Origin of the sequence: Rhodococcus sp. 15-2388-1-1a, assembly GCF_002259145.1 — a bacterium.
In the GTDB taxonomy this organism is placed as follows: Bacteria; Actinomycetota; Actinomycetes; order Mycobacteriales; family Mycobacteriaceae; genus Rhodococcoides.
On record NZ_NPFP01000026.1, the window covers coordinates 73,536 to 89,816 of the forward strand.

Here is a 16,281-nt window from a genome sequence, read left to right on the forward strand (position 1 = left end):
CGCGCAGTGGCAGACTTGCCCACGTCATCACACCCCATCCCGGGGACCCGCCGAGCGGGCCTCGAGGACCAGAAAGGGACAAAGATGTCCGAAACTGCTGTGTACGGCGGATCTGCTCAGGAAGCATCATCCACCGCGTTGACCCGCAAGACCCGCACCCACCACCTTCTTCAGATGAAGGCCGACGGTGAGCGCTGGGGAATGCTCACCGCCTACGACTACTCCAGCGCTCGCATTTTCGAGGAAGCCGGAGTTCCTGTTCTGCTCGTCGGCGATTCGGCGGCCAACGTCGTCTACGGCTACGACACCACCGTGCCGATCACCGTCGACGAACTCCTTCCGCTGGTCCGCGGAGTGGTCCGCGGCGCACCGCACGCCCTCGTCGTCGCAGATCTGCCCTTCGGCACCTACGAGGCCTCCCCGCAGCAGGCACTCGAAACCGCCGTTCGGTTCATGAAGGAAGGGCTCGCGGGCGCAGTGAAGCTCGAGGGCGGCGAGCGCGTGGCCGCTCAGATCGCCGCGATCACTGCCGCAGGCATCCCGGTGATGGCTCACGTCGGCTTCACCCCGCAGAGCGTCAACACTTTGGGTGGATTCCGCGTGCAGGGTCGCGGAGACGCGTCCGAGCAGCTGGTGGCCGATGCCATCGCAGTCCAGGAGGCGGGAGCATTCGCCGTCGTCATGGAGATGGTTCCGGCCGACATCGCCGGCCAGGTGACCCGCAAGCTGACCATTCCGACGGTCGGTATCGGCGCGGGCAACGAATGCGACGCGCAGGTTCTGGTGTGGCAGGACATGGCCGGATACACCAATGGCAAGACCGCCAAGTTCGTGAAGAAGTTCGCCGACGTCGGCGATTCACTGCGCACCGCGGCAACCACGTACCTGTCCGAGGTGCGATCGGGAGTCTTCCCCGGGCCCGAGCACAGCTACTGACCGTCCTCGCCTCGTCCAGGTTCGGGTGGCACACTCGGACCATGAAACTCAGACGGGGTTCGATCTCCATTCTCGGCAGAGGCGCAGTCGGCTTGGCAGGCGCGGCTGCGCTTCTCGTCGTGGCAACTGCATGCAGCACCGACACCAGCAACACCGGTTCGTCGTCCACCACGACGGTCGCACCGACCACCACGGTCACCGCACCGCCTGCGGACGCAGTGATCACCGATGCCCAGAAGCAGCAGCTGTGCACCGATCTCGAGGCGCAGCTGTCCAATTGGCGCGTTCAGGGGCCCACTCTGGGCCGCGGCGGGCTGAACATCCTGGTGCAGACCTGGGCGGCGCAGAGCGGCGTCATCAACCTGCAGGTGGTGCAGAACCGAGCGATCGTCGACGACATCACGACGGAAACGTGCTCGGACGTACGAGACGAGGCCATCCGATCTCTCGACATTCCGGACCTCGCGTCCGGTCTGGTTGGCTTCTAGGATGCGGACCCTCTACCCCGAGATCGCGCCTGCCGAGACCGGGCACCTCGACGTGGGCGACGGCCAACAGATCTACTGGGAGGTATCGGGCAACCCCGATGGTGCGCCCGTGGTGTTCGTGCACGGCGGTCCGGGCGGTGCCACCAATCCGTTGCAGCGCAGATATTTCGACCCGCAGGCCTATCGAATCGTGTTGTTCGATCAGCGAGGCTGCGGGCAGTCGACCCCGCACATCGCCGACGGTGCCGATCTGTCGGTCAACACCACCGACCGGTTGATCTCGGACATGGAGACGCTCCGGGAGCACCTGAGTATCGACACGTGGTTGGTGTTCGGCGGTTCGTGGGGCTCGACGCTGTCCCTGGCCTACGCGCAGTCGCACCGCGATCGCGTACTGGGGCTGATACTGCGGGGGATATTCCTGGTGCGGCCGTCGGAGATCGACTGGTACTACGGCGGCGGGGCAGGCCACATCTTCCCCGACCTGTGGGACAAATTTCTCGAACCCATTCCGGAGGACGAGCGCGACGGCAATCTCGTCGAGGCGTATCACCGGCAGCTGATGTCCGAGGACCACGAAGCCGCGACGCGAGCAGCGGTGGCCTGGTCGACCTGGGAAGCGGCAACGAGTTACCTGCTACCCAAACCGGATGCGGTGCAGAACAACTCGGATGCGCGGTTCGCCCTGGCATTCGCCGGTATCGAGAACCACTACTTCCGCAACAACTGCTTTCTCGAAGAGAATCAACTGCTGCGTGACGCCCCTCTGCTCGACGGCATTCCTGGTGTCATCGTGCAGGGCCGTTACGACGTCGTGTGCCCTGCCACGAGCGCGTGGGCGCTGCACAAGGCCTGGCCTTCGGCCGATCTGGTGATCGTCGACGATGCCGGCCATTCTGCGGCCGAGCCCGGCATCGTGCATCACCTCGTCGAGGCCACGGATCGTTTCAGGCCGTGACGGCCTCGTAGTCGAATCGGACTGCGCGCGAGTCGGTGTCGGCCCGGGTCAACCGGACCTTCACCGACTCCCCCGCGGGCGGTTCCCCGTCGCACTTTCCCAGAACGATCGGCTGTGACACCAGCACCTCGGCATCCCGCTTGCCCTCTGCGCCACGCAGTACGACAGCCGAGAACTGCTCGCCCACTCGATCTTTCAGTACGTGCGCTTCGGTGAGGTCGATGCAGGCGCGGTCCACTTTCGACGCTGCGGAATCCGATCCACGCATGATGGCGGGCAGTTCCGGCAATGCCTGCGCCGCCCAGTCCGGTACCGGCGCTCCGGCTACGACCGCCAGGCACACCTCGGTGGCGAAGCGATCGGACAGCCGACGCAGGGGTGCCGTCACGTGCGCGTACGGCGCGCCGATTCCCGAATGCTCGACCGAAGTGTCACTGTCCACTGGGTTGGTCGTGCGGTCGAACGCGAGGTAGTCCGCGCCGCGCAGCAGACCGGTCGCCTGGGTCATCATCGCCAGCGTCGACGGCTCGTCGGTGGGCAGGCCGGCCAGCACAGACCCGGCGGATGCTCCTGCGGGCCAGTCGATTCCGAGTGCCACTGCCGTTTTCTTCAGTGTGTCCACGGATTCGGACGAGGCAGGCGGGAGGGTGCGCACGATGCCGATTCCGGCGTCGAGCATGATTCTGGCGGCGCACATTCCCGTCAGCAGCGATACGTCGGCGTTCCACCCGTCCACTGCGGTGCGTGGTTGCAGGACGATGCGCCAGCCCTGCCCGTCGGGCACCACTTCCTGCTCGGGCAGGGTGATGTCGACGGCTCCGCGCCGTCTGGCCGCGGCTGCGCGCTGTGCCCCGAATTCGGCCAGCGCCGCGATGGACGGATGCGGTGTCCCCGCGTCCACATCGGCTTGCACGGCGGCGTAGTCGAGCCGGGCGGTCGATCGAACGAGCGCCCGGGTGACCGTCCATGCGGCCGCCTCGCCGACGTCGTCGAGTTCGATGGTCCACAGCGCGGCGCAGCGAGTCTGCCCCTCCAGCAGGCTGCCCGATCCCTCCGACAGCTCCCGTGGATGCAACGGCACGGATCCGTCGGGGAGGTAGAACGTCTGGCCGCGTCGACGGGTCTCGGTGTCGAGCGCTCCCCCGGGCGTCACCAGTGCGCCCACGTCGGCGATCGCGTAGTGCACCACCAACCCGTTGGACGTCTTCTCGATGTGTACGGCTTGGTCGAGGTCCTTCGAGCCGGGTGGGTCGATGGTGACGAACGGGATATCGGTGCGGTCGATTCTGCTGTCGGCGTGCAGGTCTCGGGCTTCGATCGCTTCACGCATCACGTCTGCCTCGAAAGCGTCGGTGAGAGCGAACTCGGATCTGATGGCCTCGAAGTCGAAGCCCGGAGCCCTGAGCCGGGTGAGCAGCACCGTCAGTTGTTCCAGTCGTCGTCGGAATCGGCGGCCTTGTTGCGCGCCGCGGCGATCTTCAGCGCCTGCTCCGCGGTGGCCTTGTCCGGATACGGGCCCATACGGTCGAGGGCGTTGGTCTGCTTGCCCTGTACGACCTGCTTGGTGTTGATGTCGTAGTACCAGGAGGTGTCGTCGTCGGTCATGACTTCCAGTGTGCCCCATGGAACGACGCCGCAGGAGAACTGCGGGAGAAATAATGAGTGCGAACGAGTCGGCCTGTAAGCCGGATCCTGTCTGCCGTTCCTGCTTTCGCAGGCTCGACTTCGACGACCATCCATCTGGGCACACCGTTGCCGGGTACCTCGAGCAGTCCACCCGCAGGCTCGGGCGAGCAGCCCTCGAGCACCTGCGCAGCTGCACCGCTTGAACGGTGCAGCCTTCGACCTTGCTCCGGGCGGGGTTTACCTAGCCATCCCAGTCACCTGGGATGCTGGTGCGCTCTTACCGCACCGTTTCACCCTGACCTGCAGTTCGACTCCGAAGAACCGATCCGCAGGCGGTCTGTTTTCTGTGGCACTGTCCCGCGAGTCACCTCGGGTTGCCGTTAACAACCGCCCTGCTCTGTGGAGTCCGGACTTTCCTCGGCCCGAAGCGCGACGACACTCGTTCGCCTGTCCTCCGAGCCGCAGCCGTCCGGCCAACTCGTTCGCGATTGCGAACTCTACCCGTTTCACACCTAGGGGCCGGCGACTCCCCGTCTGCGAAGAACGGTTGCACTCGTGACGGCTGCTGCGGCGGTGACCCCCACCCCGACCCAGGCGGCGGACGAGTAGGCCCCCTCCGAGGGAAAGATGGAGCCGGCGCTCGTTCCGGCGGCGAGTACGAGACCACCGATCGCGCTTCCGAAGGAGAATCCCACACTGCGCACCACCTGGTTGATACTCATCGCACTCGAGGTCTCCTCGGATGGCACCATCGGCAGCACGACGGCCGGTAGCGCGGCCGAGAAGCTTCCGACTCCGAACCCGAGAATCGCCATCACCGCACAGAGTTCCGCGACGCCTGCGCGGGTACCGGCGAACAGGGCGAGGGCCACCAGAACGATCAGGGCACTGACCGTCAGTGCGCTGCCCGACCCCACCCGGCGCAGCACTGTGGGCGACAGCTTGCCGGCGAGAAACCCGAACACCGAGAACGGAACCAGGACGAGGCCCGCCCTGAAGATGTCGAGGCCGAAGCCGTATCCGGCACCGGAAGGCGTCTGCGCGTAGCGCGTGACGACGGTCAGCAGCAGATACATTCCGATGCCGCCGAGAAACATTGCGCCGTTCGCTCCGACCACGGCCCGGTGGCGGAACAAGCGAAGATCGACGAGCGGTGAGGAGCTCCTGAGTTCGACCCGGACCCACATGCCTGCGCTGACGACCGCGACCGTTGCCAGCATCCCCGCCGTCCATGGGCCGCTCGTCCACAGCGCGGTCTCACTGACGAGAATCAGCACCAGGGAGAGAGCGAGCGCGAGCAGCACTGCACCGGGAACGTCGATGCGAATCGCGCGCTTATGAGTCGAGGGAGGAATCACCTTCAGAGCAACTGCCAACGCCATGACCGTCATCGCAGCACCGAACCCGTATGCGACGCGGAGACCGCCGTGCTCGGTCAGAAAGCCCGACAAGGGATAGCCCACACCGACACCTGCAGTCGACGCAACCGACAACAGGGCGATGGTCGATCCGGACCGTTTGTCGGACAAATGATCTCGCGCAACGCCCATCAGCATCGACGTCAAAGCCAGTCCCACTCCCTGGGCTGCGCGGCCGAGGAGCAGCCAGGAGAAAGACAACGGGAGTGCGGTGAGAACTCCACCGAGGGAGACGACGCCGAGTGTCCCGAGGATGGCCGCCCGCCGATGCGGACCCGATCCGAGGCGGCCCAGAACCGGTGTCGTGACGGCACCGGTCAACAATGCCAGCGTCAACGTCCACTGAGCGCTCGACAGGGAGACGTCGAATGTGGTTGCAACACTGGTGATCAACGGAGCACCGAGGCTGCCGACGGCGGCCACGACCACTCCTACGAACACCAACGCAGGCACGAGCAGTCGCGAGTCGCAGGTCCCGGCGTTCGCGGTCATCGGTTCGTATCGCTCGTGATGTGGTCGAACAATCCGGCCTGGATGCGAGTGCCCACCCCGTTCGCCCACGGTGCGTCGACGTCGTGAATCTGCAGGGCCGCACCACTGTTGAGCAGCATGCCGAACGCGAGAAACGCCTTGACGGTCACGGCGTCGAGGCCGGTGACGTCGGAGACGGTGTTCCACATCCGGCCGAAGCCGGACCGCACCGCATCCCGGACCTCGGGATCGCCACATGCTGCGATCCCCTGGAGTTGCAGCAACAGTGAGGTTCGATCCTCGAGCATGGTGTAGTAGCGCTCCCCCATCGACGCCAACGCCTGCTGCCCGGTCTCCGTACCCGCCGCTTCACGCATTCCGTCTGCCAACCGATCGAAGGACGCGACGACCAGTTCGGAGAACAGCGCCTTCTTGGTTCCGAATATCCGGAAGATGTAGGCCTGGGTGATCCCGGCTGTGCGGGCGATCGCCTCGGTCGAACCGCCGTGGAGTCCGGCCGTAGCAAATTCGTCCGCTGCGATTCGCAAGATCTGCTCACGACGGTCGGGTCCGGTCATCCGCCTTCACTGCGTAGCCATAGCGTTGAAGTTACTGGTTACTAACTACTTACTCAAGGGCGTTTGCCGAGCACTTCACTACAGTTCCTTCCATGAGCGAATGGGTCGTGTTGCTGCGCGGCATCAACGTCGGTGGCATCAACATCAAGATGGCCGATCTCCGCGTGGCTCTGACAGCGGCCGGCTTCACCGATGTCCGCACGGTCCTCGCGACCGGCAACGTCCTGCTGAGCTCCTCACTGAGCGTCGCCGCGTTGAAGACGGAGGTGGAGAGCGCGCTGGCTCAGACGTTCGGCTACCAGGCCTGGGTTGTCGTCCTGGACGTGCCGACCCTTCGAGCGGTAGTGGAGTCCTACCCGTTCGACGCCGAACGGGAGGGCTGGCATCCTTATGTGGTGTTCGGTAACGACGATAGACATTTGACCGAATTGTCCGCTCTTGCAGGAGAACTCGACCCCGAGCTCGAAAGGATCGCCGAGGGGAACAGCGTGCTCTACTGGGAGGTGCGCAAGGGCAACACCACCGACAGTACGTTCGGGAAAGCCACGGCCAAGGCGAAGTACAAGGCCACGACCACCACTCGAAACGTTCGGACTCTCGTGAAGATTCTCGCGTGACCGTTCTCGCTGCGGCATTGGTCGCCGCCGTTCTCGTCTTCGCCATCGTTCGTCCGCGCGGTCTCCCCGAGATCGTCGCTGCTCTTCCAGCGGCAGCAGTCGTTCTTCTCGTCGGCCTCGTCAGCCTCGACGCTGCACGCGAGCAAGTACTCGAACTCGCGCCGACCGTGGTCTTTCTGGCGTTCATTCTGATTCTGGCGCACCTCTCGGACGCACTCGGCGTGTTCACCTGGATAGCGGCGAAGCTACGACGAGGCGCGAAGGGCAGCCCACGCAGACTACTGACTCTCGTGTTCGCAGCGGCGGCGTCGACCACCGCAGTCCTCAGTCTCGACGCCACCGTGGTTCTCCTGACGCCGGCCATCATCGGTGCTGCGCGGATTCTGAGAATGTCGCCGCGTCCACACAGTTACGCCACTGCGCATCTGTCCAATTCGGCATCGACGCTGCTGCCGGTATCGAACCTGACCAACCTTCTCGCATTCGCCGCGACCGGTCTGACCTTCCTGCACTTCACTGCCTTGATGGCCCTACCGTGGATCTTCGCAGTCGTCATCGAGCTGGCGGTATTCCTGATCTTCTTCCGCAAGGATCTGAGCCGCACTGCCGCACCGCCGGAGAACTCCACCCAGCAGAGCGCCGACGACGTTCCCGCACCGCGGACCACGCTCGCCATCCTCGCCGCGACACTCGTCGGCTTCGCGGTGGCAGGGCTGTTCGACATCGAACCGTTCTGGGTGGCCGCAGTGGGGTCGATTGCGCTCGCGATCCCGGCACTTCGCGGACGTCACACCACGCCTCGCGCCATTCTGCGTGGTGCCGATCTACCGTTCTGTGGCTTCGTATTCCTGCTCGGCATCGTCGTTCTCGGCGTCACGACAGGGCCGATCGGCGACTGGCTGGCGCGAATCCTGCCGTCCGACACCACGTTCGCGTCGCTCCTGGCAGCCGCAGCCATCGCGGCGGTGGCGTCGAACATCGTCAACAATTTGCCCGCGACGCTGCTGCTACTGGCCGCCTTCGGAGCCGACGCTCCCCCGGCGTTGCTGTTGGCCATGGTGATCGGCGTGAACCTCGGACCCAACCTGACCTACGTCGGGTCGCTGGCGATCATGCTGTGGCGACGCGTCGCATCGGCCAACGACGAGCCGGCAGATCTGCGCACTTTCACGGTCTTGGGCGCAATCACGACGCCGCTGACCATTGTCGGGGCCGTCGCGGGCCTGTGGCTTGCGCTGCAGATCTGACCCTTGCCATGCGGCTCGTGAATCGAACAAGCGAGTCCCGACAGCTGCCGGGTAAGGCCGTCGGCGAACCTGCTCGGCATATCTGTGCGGAGTCAGGTGCAGCGTCGTGCGCGGAGTGTCGAGACCGCCAGGCCCACACCGAACACTGCGGCACCTATCGCCGCTCCCATCACCGGCAACAGCAGCCCCGCATGCACGGTATCGAACAACGGCGGACCGCCGTAGATGTCCAGACGCGCTGCGCCGGTCGGCCCGAGGTCGTCGAAATAGGGATCCGTGACCATCCTGATGCGGATTTCGGGAGGTTGGCTTCGTGCCCACCATGCTGCCCCCGCGCCGACGATGCTTCCCGCCACGAGTGGGGCCACCACAAGCGTCAGCCGACCGGTCTTTCGGCCGAGACGGAACCATCCGATAGCGACCGACACGACGGTGCCGATCACAAGAGCGGCAACCGGAGCGACCCACGTAACCGGCCACCACGGCGGACCCGACACGTACTGCACGTAGTCGTACACGCGAAAGTACCCGGTGTCACCCGAAGCCACAGGCGGTGGTGAATCCGCATCGATCCACGTCCGCGTCACCCCGTACCGCCACCCGAATGCGACTGCCAGACCGGCAACGGCCGATGCGAACGATGCCAAGACAATCCAGCGCGCCGCCGCAGGCTCGCGAATACTGTTCTCGGACATGCGAACCGCGTCTTCCGTCGATGCTCCGAAAAGATCAGGCCAGTCGCCCCAGGTGCGAGGTGTCGTTCACCAATCGCACCGAGGCCCCGCCGTCGGGGTAGAACTCGGCGATGCTCAGCGACGCGAGGTCGAGGTGCAGTCGATACAGCAGCGACGGGCCGACGTCGAGTGCAAGTTGCAGCAGCATCTTGATCGGGGTGACATGGGTGACCACCAGCAGGGTTTTTCCGGCGTACTCGGTGAGCAACTGGTCGCGGGTCGCTTCGATGCGCACGCGCACCGCGTCGAAGCTCTCCCCGTTCGGCGGTGCGACGGAGGTGTCGCCACGCCACGCCTTGTGGCCCTCGGGGTGACGTTCCATGGCCTCGGTGAACGTCAGTCCTTCCCAGTCACCGAAGTCGGTCTCGATGAGACCGTCGACTGTGGTGACGGGCAATCCCAAGCGGTCGGCTGTCGCCGAGGCGGTCTGTTGCGCGCGCGCCAGTGGCGAGGCCACGATGGCATCGATATCTGTTCGTGAGCCGAGAACCGTTGCGGCAGAATCGGCTTGACGTCGACCCAATTCGGTCAGATCCGGATTGCCGCGACCGGAGTAGCGACGGTCGACCGACATCGGGGTCTGTCCATGGCGCAACAGCAGCAGTCGGGTGGGTTCTCCCATGGCACCGGTCCACCCGGGCGACTCGGTCTTCTTCGGAACCGGCTCGGCATCGGGCAATTCCGACAGGTCCACGCCCTCGGCCGCGGCGTCCATCGCCTCGTTCGCCAGTGCGTCGGCGTGCGAGTTCTGCGCGCGCGGAATCCACTCGTAGGTGACGGAATCGAATTCGCGAGCAAGTTGGGCCGCTTTTCGCTGAAGCGGAATCATGTCCGGATGCTTCACTTTCCAGCGCCCGGACATCTGTTCGACGACGAGTTTCGAGTCCATGCGGACTGCGACCTCACGGGCCCCGACGTCACGGGCCGCGCTCAGCGCAGCGATCAGTCCGTTGTACTCGGCGACGTTGTTCGTGGCCACGCCGAGCGATGCCCGACGCTCGGCGAGAACCTGCGAGCGATCGGCACTGAACACCACTGCGCCGTACCCGGCCGGGCCTGGGTTACCACGCGATCCGCCGTCGGCCTCGGCGACGACCCTCGATACCTGACTCAAATTCCGGATTCCTTGGTGCGCACCAGGATTGCGTTGCACTCGGAGCAGCGAATCAACGCATCGGCCGGCTTGTTGGCAATGCTGGCGATCTCGTTGCGATCGAGTTCGATACGACACGCTCCACAACGGCGAGCCTGCAGCAGTGCCGCACCTCGGCCTGTGAGTGCTCGCTGCTTCTCGTAGAGCGCCAGCAGGTCCGCGGGCAATCCCGAGGCCAACGATTCGCGGCGCTCGGCGCTGCGCTTCTCGGCGACATCGAGGTCTGCGACGGCGTCGTCACGGCGGCGACCGGCGTCGACGAGCTCGTCCTCGATCTGCGTCAGCTGCGCGCCGGCGTGCTCGTAGTCCCGCTCACTGGCCTCGCGCTGCTCCATGACCTCGAGCAGTTCCTCCTCGAGAATGCCCTGGCGACGTTCGAGGCTGCCGAGTTCGTGCTGCAGTTCGGTCATCTGCTTGGGGGCGATGGTGCCGCTCTCGAGCATCTTCTTGTCGCGAGCCTCGCGTTGCCGGACCGCATCGACCTCGCCTTCGAGTTTGCGGATGTCCCGGTCGAGATCGTCCATCGAGATCTGCACCGTCACCGCGGCATCCTTGCGGGTGGTGCGCTCGGTCTCGAGCTTGTCCACCTCCTGCTGCTCGGGGAGGCTCTTGCGGCGGTGGGCGATCTGCGAGAGTTCGGTATCCACACCGGCCAATTCGAGCAGCGAGGCCTGGACTTTGGGATCGACGTTCACGCTTGATGACTCCTGCGACTATGGAAGTTGGTTCCGATCACCCTACCGGCTGCACAACGGCGAGAGCGCCGGATCCATCCCGACAGCCGGTCGCGGGGTTCTACGGTCACAGCGTCCACGGGTCGGTGCGCACGTCGGTCACGCGGCTGCTCCAGCCGTCCGTATCGCCGAACGCGGCGTCGACGATGCCTCGTGCCTGTTCACACCACGGGAACTCCGACGCCCAGTGCGCGGTGTCGATCACCGCAGGCCCACCCGCCCGCAGATGCTCGTCGACCGGGTGGTGGCGCAGATCCGAGGTGACGTACACATCGGCATCGGTACTCGCCACCGCGGAAAGGAACGAGTCACCCGCTCCCCCGCACATCGCAACCACCGAGACCGTGGCCTCGGGGTTTCCGGCGGCGCGTACTCCCCACGTCGTGGTGGGCAACGCCTCGCGAACGACGTCGGTGAATTCGGCGAGGGGCATCGGATTCGGCAGTCGACCGATGCGCCCCAGGCCGGTGCACGACGGTAGAGCCGCGGACTCGAAGACGTCGAACGCGGGCTCCTCGTAGGGGTGTGCCCGACGCATTGCCGAAAGCACCTCAGCACGTAGTCCTTTGGGAGCAACGACTTCGACGCGATCCTCCGCCTCGGTGTGCACCTCTCCGGCAACACCGAGGGTCGGGTGTGCGTTCGGACCCGGACGGAACTGGCCGAGACCCGCGCTCTGCCAGCTGGCTTCGCTGTAATCGCCGATCTGTCCGGCTCCGGCGTCGAACATGGCCTGTCGCACTGCGGCGGAGTCGGAGGTCGGCACGAAGACCACCCACTTGTCATGTGCGGGAGCAGGAATGGGATCGAGCGGTCTGGTGTCGATCACTCCGAGGGCGGACGCGAGTGCGTCGGAGACACCGGGATCGGCGGAGTCGGCGTTGGTGTGGGCGGTGAACAACGCGCAGTCGGCCTTGATCAGGCGATGGATCACCGAGCCCTTCGCGGTGTCGGCCGCGACGGTGTCGACGCCTTTGAGCAGTAAGGGATGGTGGGCGACGATGAGATCGGCACCCCGAGCGATGGCGTCGTCGACCACGGCGTCGGTGACGTCGACGGTGTACACGACCTGCTGCACAACAGCTTCGGGATCTCCGCACACCAGGCCCACCGAGTCCCAGCTCTCCGCCAGACGGGGTGGGTACGCGTCGTCGAGTACCTCGATGACGTCCGCCAGTGTCACTGCCATGGTCGATACTCTCCTCACAGAACGGTGTTCAACGCTTCCACCAGTATGTCGACCTGCTGCGAGTCCCGTACCGCGACGCGCAGGTGGTGACGGTCGAGCCCCGGGAACGTGTCTGCGCGCCGCACCGCGATACCCATCGTGCGCAGGCGTTCTCGAACCGAATCGGCTCCGTCGACGCGCAGCAGCAGGAACGGCGCGCGTGCGGGTCCGGTGACGTCGAGGCCCAGAGCCTCGAGTCGCGGGATCATCGCAGTTCGTTCGCGGTGGATTCGCTCGGACTCGGCGCGTGCCCGATCGACGGCGAACGGTTCGGTGCAGGCGCGGATCGCTTCGAGCTGCAGACTCCCCAGAGGCCAGTGCGCGCGGCCGTACTGCAGCCGTGCCAGGACGTCGGGGTGGCCAAGCGCATACCCGCATCGCAATCCTGCCAGCGCCCACGTCTTCGTCAGGCTCCGCAGGACCAGCACGTCGGGAAGGCTCTGTGAGGCGACCGATTCCCCCGACCCGAGAACTGCGTCGGCGAAGGCCTCGTCGATCACCAGCGTGCGTCCGGATCCGCGCAGACTCAGTACCGCCTCACGGGGATGCAGAACCGACGTGGGGTTGGTCGGGTTGCCGAGGATCACCATGTCGGCGGCATCGGGCACGAGCGTCGGATCGAGCTCGAAGGGCGGCGGCAGGATCACTCGGTGCACCGGAATGCCCGCCTGCTCCAGCACCCAGTCGGGCTCGGTGAACGACGGGTGGATCGTCGCGACGAGCTGGGGCCCGAGCCGCGGCAGCATCGAGAACCCCTCGGCCCCGCCGCTGAGCAGCAGCACCTCGTCCGGTGAGCGGCCGTGGTGTTCGGCCACCTGTTCTCGTGCGGCCTTGTCGGCGGCCGTGCTCGGGTACGAACCCAACGAACTCAGTGCCGCGGCCAGCCGATCGCGAAGCCATGCCGGCGGTCCGTCACCGCGCACATTGACGGCGAAGTCGACGAAGCCGGAATCGACCTCGACGTCGCCGTGGTGACGGAGTAGCGCATCGGGATCGGCAGCTGTGTCGGACATCGCGACGAGCGTAGCCGCGCCGTCACCGAACGGCCCGCACCGATAGGCTTGGACCATGTCTGTCGATGCTCCCGCGTCCGTTGTCCTGTTCGATCTCGATGGGACGTTGACCGATTCCGCACCGGGAATTCATGCCGGTTTTCGTCACGCTCTGGCGTCGGTCGAGGCTCCCGAACCGACCGAGGAACAGCTGTCGATGGTCGTCGGACCACCTCTGATCGACACGTTGCGCGGGCTCGGCCTGGACGAGGATGCAGCGCAGCGCGCACTGGCGGCGTACTTCCAACGCTACGACGAGCGCGGCTGGGCCGAGAACACCGCGTTCGACGGCATCGAGACGGTGTTGACGCGATTGCAGGAACGCGGCGTGCGCCTCGGCGTTGCGACGTCGAAGTCGGAGCGATTCGCCGTCCGGATTCTGGACCACTTCGGTCTGTCGCGGTACTTCGAGTTCATCGGCGGTGCCAGCAACGACGGCACCCGACGGGCGAAGTCCGATGTGATCGCGCATTCGCTGACCAACCTCGGCATCGATCCGGTGGAGTCCGCGGACGGCGGCACAGCCGGGGTGATCATGATCGGTGATCGTGATCACGACGTGCACGGTGCCGCTCGATTCGGCATTCCCACGGTGTACGTGGAGTGGGGCTACGGCGTCGACGGCGAGAGCGACGACGCCGCGTTCACCGCGTCGAGCATGGACGAACTGGCCACCGTGTTGGAGCAGAACACGGCGGCCGTGCAGTGAACGAGCCACTGCATGTGACCTTCGTGTGCACCGGCAACATCTGCCGATCACCGATGGCCGAGAAGGTCTTCGCAGGGCATCTGCGCGACGCCGGTCTGGGCGAGGCGGTGCGTGTCTCGAGCGCCGGGACCGGCGGTTGGCATGTGGGCGACGGCGCAGATCCACGAACCGTCGCCGAGCTCGATGCCCACGGCTACGACAGCGAGCACGAGGCGGCGCAGGTCGGGCCGGATCACCTGGCGGCAGATCTGATCGTCGCGCTCGATACCGGTCATGCGCGCGCCCTGCTGCAGCTCGGCGCTCCGGCAGATCGTGTCGCCCTGCTGCGGTCGTTCGATCCCGATGCCGACGACTCGTCGGTGGCCGATCCGTACTACTCGTCCGATTCGGCGTTCACCGAGGTGCGCGAGCAGATCGAAAGTGCCGTTCCCGGCATGCTGGACTGGGCACGGTCTCGACTCTCTCACTGACCCGGCTACCGTGGTGGAGTGCGAAAGTTAGCGTTCTTGCTGCGACCCAAATGGTTGGTGCTGGCTGCGGTGGTGCTGGCCTTCGCGTTCCTGTGTTTCAGCGTGCTCGCTCCGTGGCAGTTGGGGAAGAACACCTCGACGTCCGAGCGCAACGATCTGATCACCCGATCCGTCGACGCGGATCCGGTGCCGATCTCCGATGTTCTCACCGCAAACGGATTTCCGGCCGAGGACGAGTGGCGTCGGGTCATCGCTCCCGGGTCCTATGTCGCCGATTCCGACGTACTGGTGCGGCTGCGCAGCATCCGTGATCAGCCCGCCTACGAGGTCATCACCCCGTTCGTGATCGAAGGCGGGCCCACCGTGCTCGTCAATCGCGGGTACGTGTTGCCGGTGGAGGGAACCAGAGCGCCGGAGTTCGAGGCGGCACCCGCCGGTGAAGTGACGCTGAACGCACGGGTACGCCAAGCCGAAGGCACCTCGCGCGAGCCCGTCGAGGACGACGGTCGGCTGCAGGTCTACAACATCAATCCGGAACAGATCGGCGCAGCGGTGGGAGTCGACGCCATCGACGGATACCTACAGCTCGACGACGCTCAGCCGGGCGGTCTGGGCCTGATCGAACTGCCGCAGACCGACGCAGGCCCCTATCTGTCCTACGGTCTGCAGTGGCTGGCGTTCGGCATCATGGCACCGCTGGGCCTGGCGTATTTCGCCCGGGCGGAGATACGGGAACGCCGCAATTCACGTGCCGAACTCGCGGACGCGATGTCCGGCGAGCCGGACACCGAGCCCGAGGACGAGGCCGGTCCCGACGACGAAGAAGAATTCACGCTGCCCACCCGCCGCGAGAAGCGAGCACGGGCGCGCGCGGCGTCACGCGAGACGACGCCGTCGGATCCTCGCCTGGCCGATCGCTACGGCAAGAATCGCTGACGCGACCGCAGACAGTTCCTGCACTCGGCTCGACAGTGCGACCGATCGACGAAGATCGCGTGCTGTCGGCGCGTGGCCGTCACCGAGTGTCGGCCTGATCTCCACGCCGTGTCGATACTGCGTTCTGCCGCCGAGCTGCAGCCCCAGTGCCCCGGCAGCCGACGCCTCCGCAACACCTGCGTTGGGGCTGGGGTGCTGCGCGGCGTCGCGTCGCCACATCTTCAGGGCTCGGGCGGGCGAACCCTGCACCGAGGGCGCTGCGACAACCGTCGCCACGCCGGTGACGCGAGCCGGTAGCAGGTTCAGAACGTCGTCGATTCGTGCTGCGGCCCAACCGAAACGCAGATACTTCGGAGACCGGTACCCGACCATCGCGTCGAGCGTGTTGCTCGCTCGGTAGGCCAGAATCCCCGGCACCCCGGCCAGTGCTCCCCACACCATCACTCCGACCGTCGCGTCGGAGGTGTTCTCCGCAATGGACTCCAGTGCGGCCCGCGCGAGGCCGTCGGAATCGAGTGGTTCCGGATCCCGACCGCACAGTGACGGCAGCAGAGCTCGTGCACTCTCGAGGTCGTCGTTGTCGAGGTGGTCCGCCATCTGCCGGCCCACCTTCGACAGGGACGTACCTCCCAGAGCGGCCCACGTAGCGGCCGCGACCAGAGCGACCTCGGCAGGTGCGCCCACACGACCGGCCATGCGACTCGACCCGACACCGAGTGCGGTCACCGAGCCGATCAGCGCGACTGCGTGGACGACGCCCAGGGCTCGGCTGTCGCGGTAGAGGATGTGTTCGACGCGCAGCGCCGTCGTGCCGAATCCTGCCACCGGGTGCCAGCGTCGTGGATCTGCGAATACTCGATCGAGGCCGTAGCCGACCAGTAGTCCGATCGCCCGGGCGTGTGTCCGCATCCCACGAATCTTGCCAA

Annotated in this window: 18 protein-coding genes and 1 other RNA gene; 8 read left to right on the forward strand and 11 right to left on the reverse strand. The window is 65.8% G+C overall.

Annotation, left to right across the window (positions count from 1 at the left end):
- Positions 1–84: 84 nt before the first annotated feature.
- The 3 genes from panB to pip are packed head-to-tail and all read left to right on the forward strand — an operon-like array spanning position 85 to position 2,382.
- The gene (gene panB, locus CH302_RS16155; protein ID WP_037192931.1) at positions 85–936 is read left to right on the forward strand and encodes a 3-methyl-2-oxobutanoate hydroxymethyltransferase; all 852 of its coding nucleotides are present in this window, start codon (positions 85–87) and stop codon (positions 934–936) included.
- A 41-nt stretch (positions 937–977) separates the two neighbouring features.
- Complete coding sequence (locus CH302_RS16160) at positions 978–1,424, forward strand: hypothetical protein (RefSeq protein WP_052047844.1); 447 nt, start codon at positions 978–980, stop codon at positions 1,422–1,424.
- A gap of 1 nt (position 1,425) precedes the next feature.
- The gene (gene pip, locus CH302_RS16165) at positions 1,426–2,382 is read left to right on the forward strand and encodes a prolyl aminopeptidase (RefSeq protein WP_037192932.1); all 957 of its coding nucleotides are present in this window, start codon (positions 1,426–1,428) and stop codon (positions 2,380–2,382) included.
- Here pip and CH302_RS16170 read toward each other — a convergent pair.
- The 5 genes from CH302_RS16170 to CH302_RS16190 form a co-directional block, all read right to left on the reverse strand.
- Positions 2,372–3,802 carry an RNB domain-containing ribonuclease gene (locus CH302_RS16170; protein ID WP_037192934.1) on the reverse strand — a complete coding sequence of 477 codons (1,431 nt, stop codon included), beginning with the start codon at positions 3,800–3,802 and terminating at the stop codon, positions 2,372–2,374. The two genes, pip and CH302_RS16170, sit on opposite strands and share 11 nt — an antisense overlap.
- Before the next feature lie 2 nt (positions 3,803–3,804).
- Positions 3,805–3,987 (reverse strand): hypothetical protein, encoded by a 183-nt coding sequence (locus tag CH302_RS16175; RefSeq protein WP_037192936.1) that lies wholly within the window; start codon positions 3,985–3,987, stop codon positions 3,805–3,807.
- Positions 3,988–4,047: 60 nt separating this feature from the next.
- Positions 4,048–4,489: RNase P RNA component class A (gene rnpB / locus CH302_RS16180), an RNA gene on the reverse strand.
- A gap of 31 nt (positions 4,490–4,520) precedes the next feature.
- Positions 4,521–5,918, reverse strand: coding sequence for an MFS transporter (locus CH302_RS16185; protein ID WP_037192938.1), 1,398 nt, complete (start codon positions 5,916–5,918; stop codon positions 4,521–4,523).
- Positions 5,915–6,475, reverse strand: a complete 561-nt coding sequence (locus CH302_RS16190) for a TetR/AcrR family transcriptional regulator (RefSeq protein ID WP_037192940.1) — start codon at positions 6,473–6,475, stop codon at positions 5,915–5,917. The genes CH302_RS16185 and CH302_RS16190 overlap by 4 nt, the downstream gene beginning before the upstream one ends.
- Positions 6,476–6,567: 92 nt before the next feature.
- Between CH302_RS16190 and CH302_RS16195 the strand changes: the two genes are divergently transcribed.
- Positions 6,568–7,092 carry a DUF1697 domain-containing protein gene (locus CH302_RS16195; RefSeq protein WP_037192942.1) on the forward strand — a complete coding sequence of 175 codons (525 nt, stop codon included), beginning with the start codon at positions 6,568–6,570 and terminating at the stop codon, positions 7,090–7,092.
- The gene (locus CH302_RS16200; RefSeq protein ID WP_037192944.1) at positions 7,089–8,339 is read left to right on the forward strand and encodes an SLC13 family permease; all 1,251 of its coding nucleotides are present in this window, start codon (positions 7,089–7,091) and stop codon (positions 8,337–8,339) included. The genes CH302_RS16195 and CH302_RS16200 overlap by 4 nt, the downstream gene beginning before the upstream one ends.
- 92 nt (positions 8,340–8,431) lie before the next feature.
- Here CH302_RS16200 and CH302_RS16205 read toward each other — a convergent pair whose 3' ends face one another.
- From CH302_RS16205 to cobC, 5 genes are all read right to left on the reverse strand, one after another.
- On the reverse strand, positions 8,432–9,034 hold the full coding sequence (locus tag CH302_RS16205) for a hypothetical protein (RefSeq protein WP_037192946.1): 603 nt from the start codon (positions 9,032–9,034) through the stop codon (positions 8,432–8,434).
- A 34-nt stretch (positions 9,035–9,068) separates the two neighbouring features.
- Positions 9,069–10,187, reverse strand: a complete 1,119-nt coding sequence (locus CH302_RS16210) for a bifunctional RNase H/acid phosphatase (protein WP_037192948.1) — start codon at positions 10,185–10,187, stop codon at positions 9,069–9,071.
- Complete coding sequence (locus CH302_RS16215; protein WP_032394446.1) at positions 10,184–10,921, reverse strand: zinc ribbon domain-containing protein; 738 nt, start codon at positions 10,919–10,921, stop codon at positions 10,184–10,186. The genes CH302_RS16210 and CH302_RS16215 overlap by 4 nt, the downstream gene beginning before the upstream one ends.
- Before the next feature lie 106 nt (positions 10,922–11,027).
- Positions 11,028–12,149, reverse strand: coding sequence for a Nif3-like dinuclear metal center hexameric protein (locus CH302_RS16220; protein WP_037192950.1), 1,122 nt, complete (start codon positions 12,147–12,149; stop codon positions 11,028–11,030).
- Between the two features lie 14 nt (positions 12,150–12,163).
- The gene (gene cobC / locus CH302_RS16225; RefSeq protein ID WP_037193534.1) at positions 12,164–13,201 is read right to left on the reverse strand and encodes an Rv2231c family pyridoxal phosphate-dependent protein CobC; all 1,038 of its coding nucleotides are present in this window, start codon (positions 13,199–13,201) and stop codon (positions 12,164–12,166) included.
- Positions 13,202–13,256: 55 nt separating this feature from the next.
- On the opposite strand from cobC, the gene CH302_RS16230 reads away from it, so the two are divergent.
- The 3 genes from CH302_RS16230 to CH302_RS16240 are packed head-to-tail and all read left to right on the forward strand — an operon-like array spanning position 13,257 to position 15,355.
- Complete coding sequence (locus CH302_RS16230) at positions 13,257–13,949, forward strand: HAD-IA family hydrolase (protein WP_037192952.1); 693 nt, start codon at positions 13,257–13,259, stop codon at positions 13,947–13,949.
- A complete protein-coding gene (locus CH302_RS16235; RefSeq protein ID WP_170945988.1) occupies positions 13,946–14,419 on the forward strand; it encodes a low molecular weight protein-tyrosine-phosphatase in 474 nt (157 codons plus the stop codon). Before CH302_RS16230 ends, CH302_RS16235 begins: the two co-directional genes overlap by 4 nt.
- A gap of 18 nt (positions 14,420–14,437) precedes the next feature.
- Entirely contained in the window at positions 14,438–15,355 is a 918-nt protein-coding gene (locus CH302_RS16240) for an SURF1 family cytochrome oxidase biogenesis protein (protein ID WP_037192954.1), read from the forward strand.
- Here the strand turns inward: CH302_RS16240 and CH302_RS16245 are convergent.
- Positions 15,296–16,264 carry a cobalamin biosynthesis protein gene (locus CH302_RS16245; RefSeq protein ID WP_037192956.1) on the reverse strand — a complete coding sequence of 323 codons (969 nt, stop codon included), beginning with the start codon at positions 16,262–16,264 and terminating at the stop codon, positions 15,296–15,298. The genes CH302_RS16240 and CH302_RS16245 overlap by 60 nt on opposite strands.
- Positions 16,265–16,281: the final 17 nt, after the last annotated feature.

What these genes read in the sequence shown, in the direction of transcription:
- panB (WP_037192931.1), top strand. Translation starts at nt 85, where the DNA reads ATGTCCGAAACTGCTGTGTACGGCGGATCTGCTCAGGAAGCATCATCC.
- CH302_RS16160 (WP_052047844.1), top strand. Translation starts at nt 978, where the DNA reads ATGAAACTCAGACGGGGTTCGATCTCCATTCTCGGCAGAGGCGCAGTC.
- pip (WP_037192932.1), top strand. Translation starts at nt 1,426, where the DNA reads ATGCGGACCCTCTACCCCGAGATCGCGCCTGCCGAGACCGGGCACCTC.
- CH302_RS16175 (WP_037192936.1), bottom strand. Translation starts at nt 3,987, where the DNA reads ATGACCGACGACGACACCTCCTGGTACTACGACATCAACACCAAGCAG.
- CH302_RS16185 (WP_037192938.1), bottom strand. Translation starts at nt 5,918, where the DNA reads ATGACCGCGAACGCCGGGACCTGCGACTCGCGACTGCTCGTGCCTGCG.
- CH302_RS16190 (WP_037192940.1), bottom strand. Translation starts at nt 6,475, where the DNA reads ATGACCGGACCCGACCGTCGTGAGCAGATCTTGCGAATCGCAGCGGAC.
- CH302_RS16195 (WP_037192942.1), top strand. Translation starts at nt 6,568, where the DNA reads ATGAGCGAATGGGTCGTGTTGCTGCGCGGCATCAACGTCGGTGGCATC.
- CH302_RS16205 (WP_037192946.1), bottom strand. Translation starts at nt 9,034, where the DNA reads ATGTCCGAGAACAGTATTCGCGAGCCTGCGGCGGCGCGCTGGATTGTC.
- CH302_RS16220 (WP_037192950.1), bottom strand. Translation starts at nt 12,149, where the DNA reads ATGGCAGTGACACTGGCGGACGTCATCGAGGTACTCGACGACGCGTAC.
- cobC (WP_037193534.1), bottom strand. Translation starts at nt 13,201, where the DNA reads ATGTCCGACACAGCTGCCGATCCCGATGCGCTACTCCGTCACCACGGC.
- CH302_RS16230 (WP_037192952.1), top strand. Translation starts at nt 13,257, where the DNA reads ATGTCTGTCGATGCTCCCGCGTCCGTTGTCCTGTTCGATCTCGATGGG.
- CH302_RS16245 (WP_037192956.1), bottom strand. Translation starts at nt 16,264, where the DNA reads ATGCGGACACACGCCCGGGCGATCGGACTACTGGTCGGCTACGGCCTC.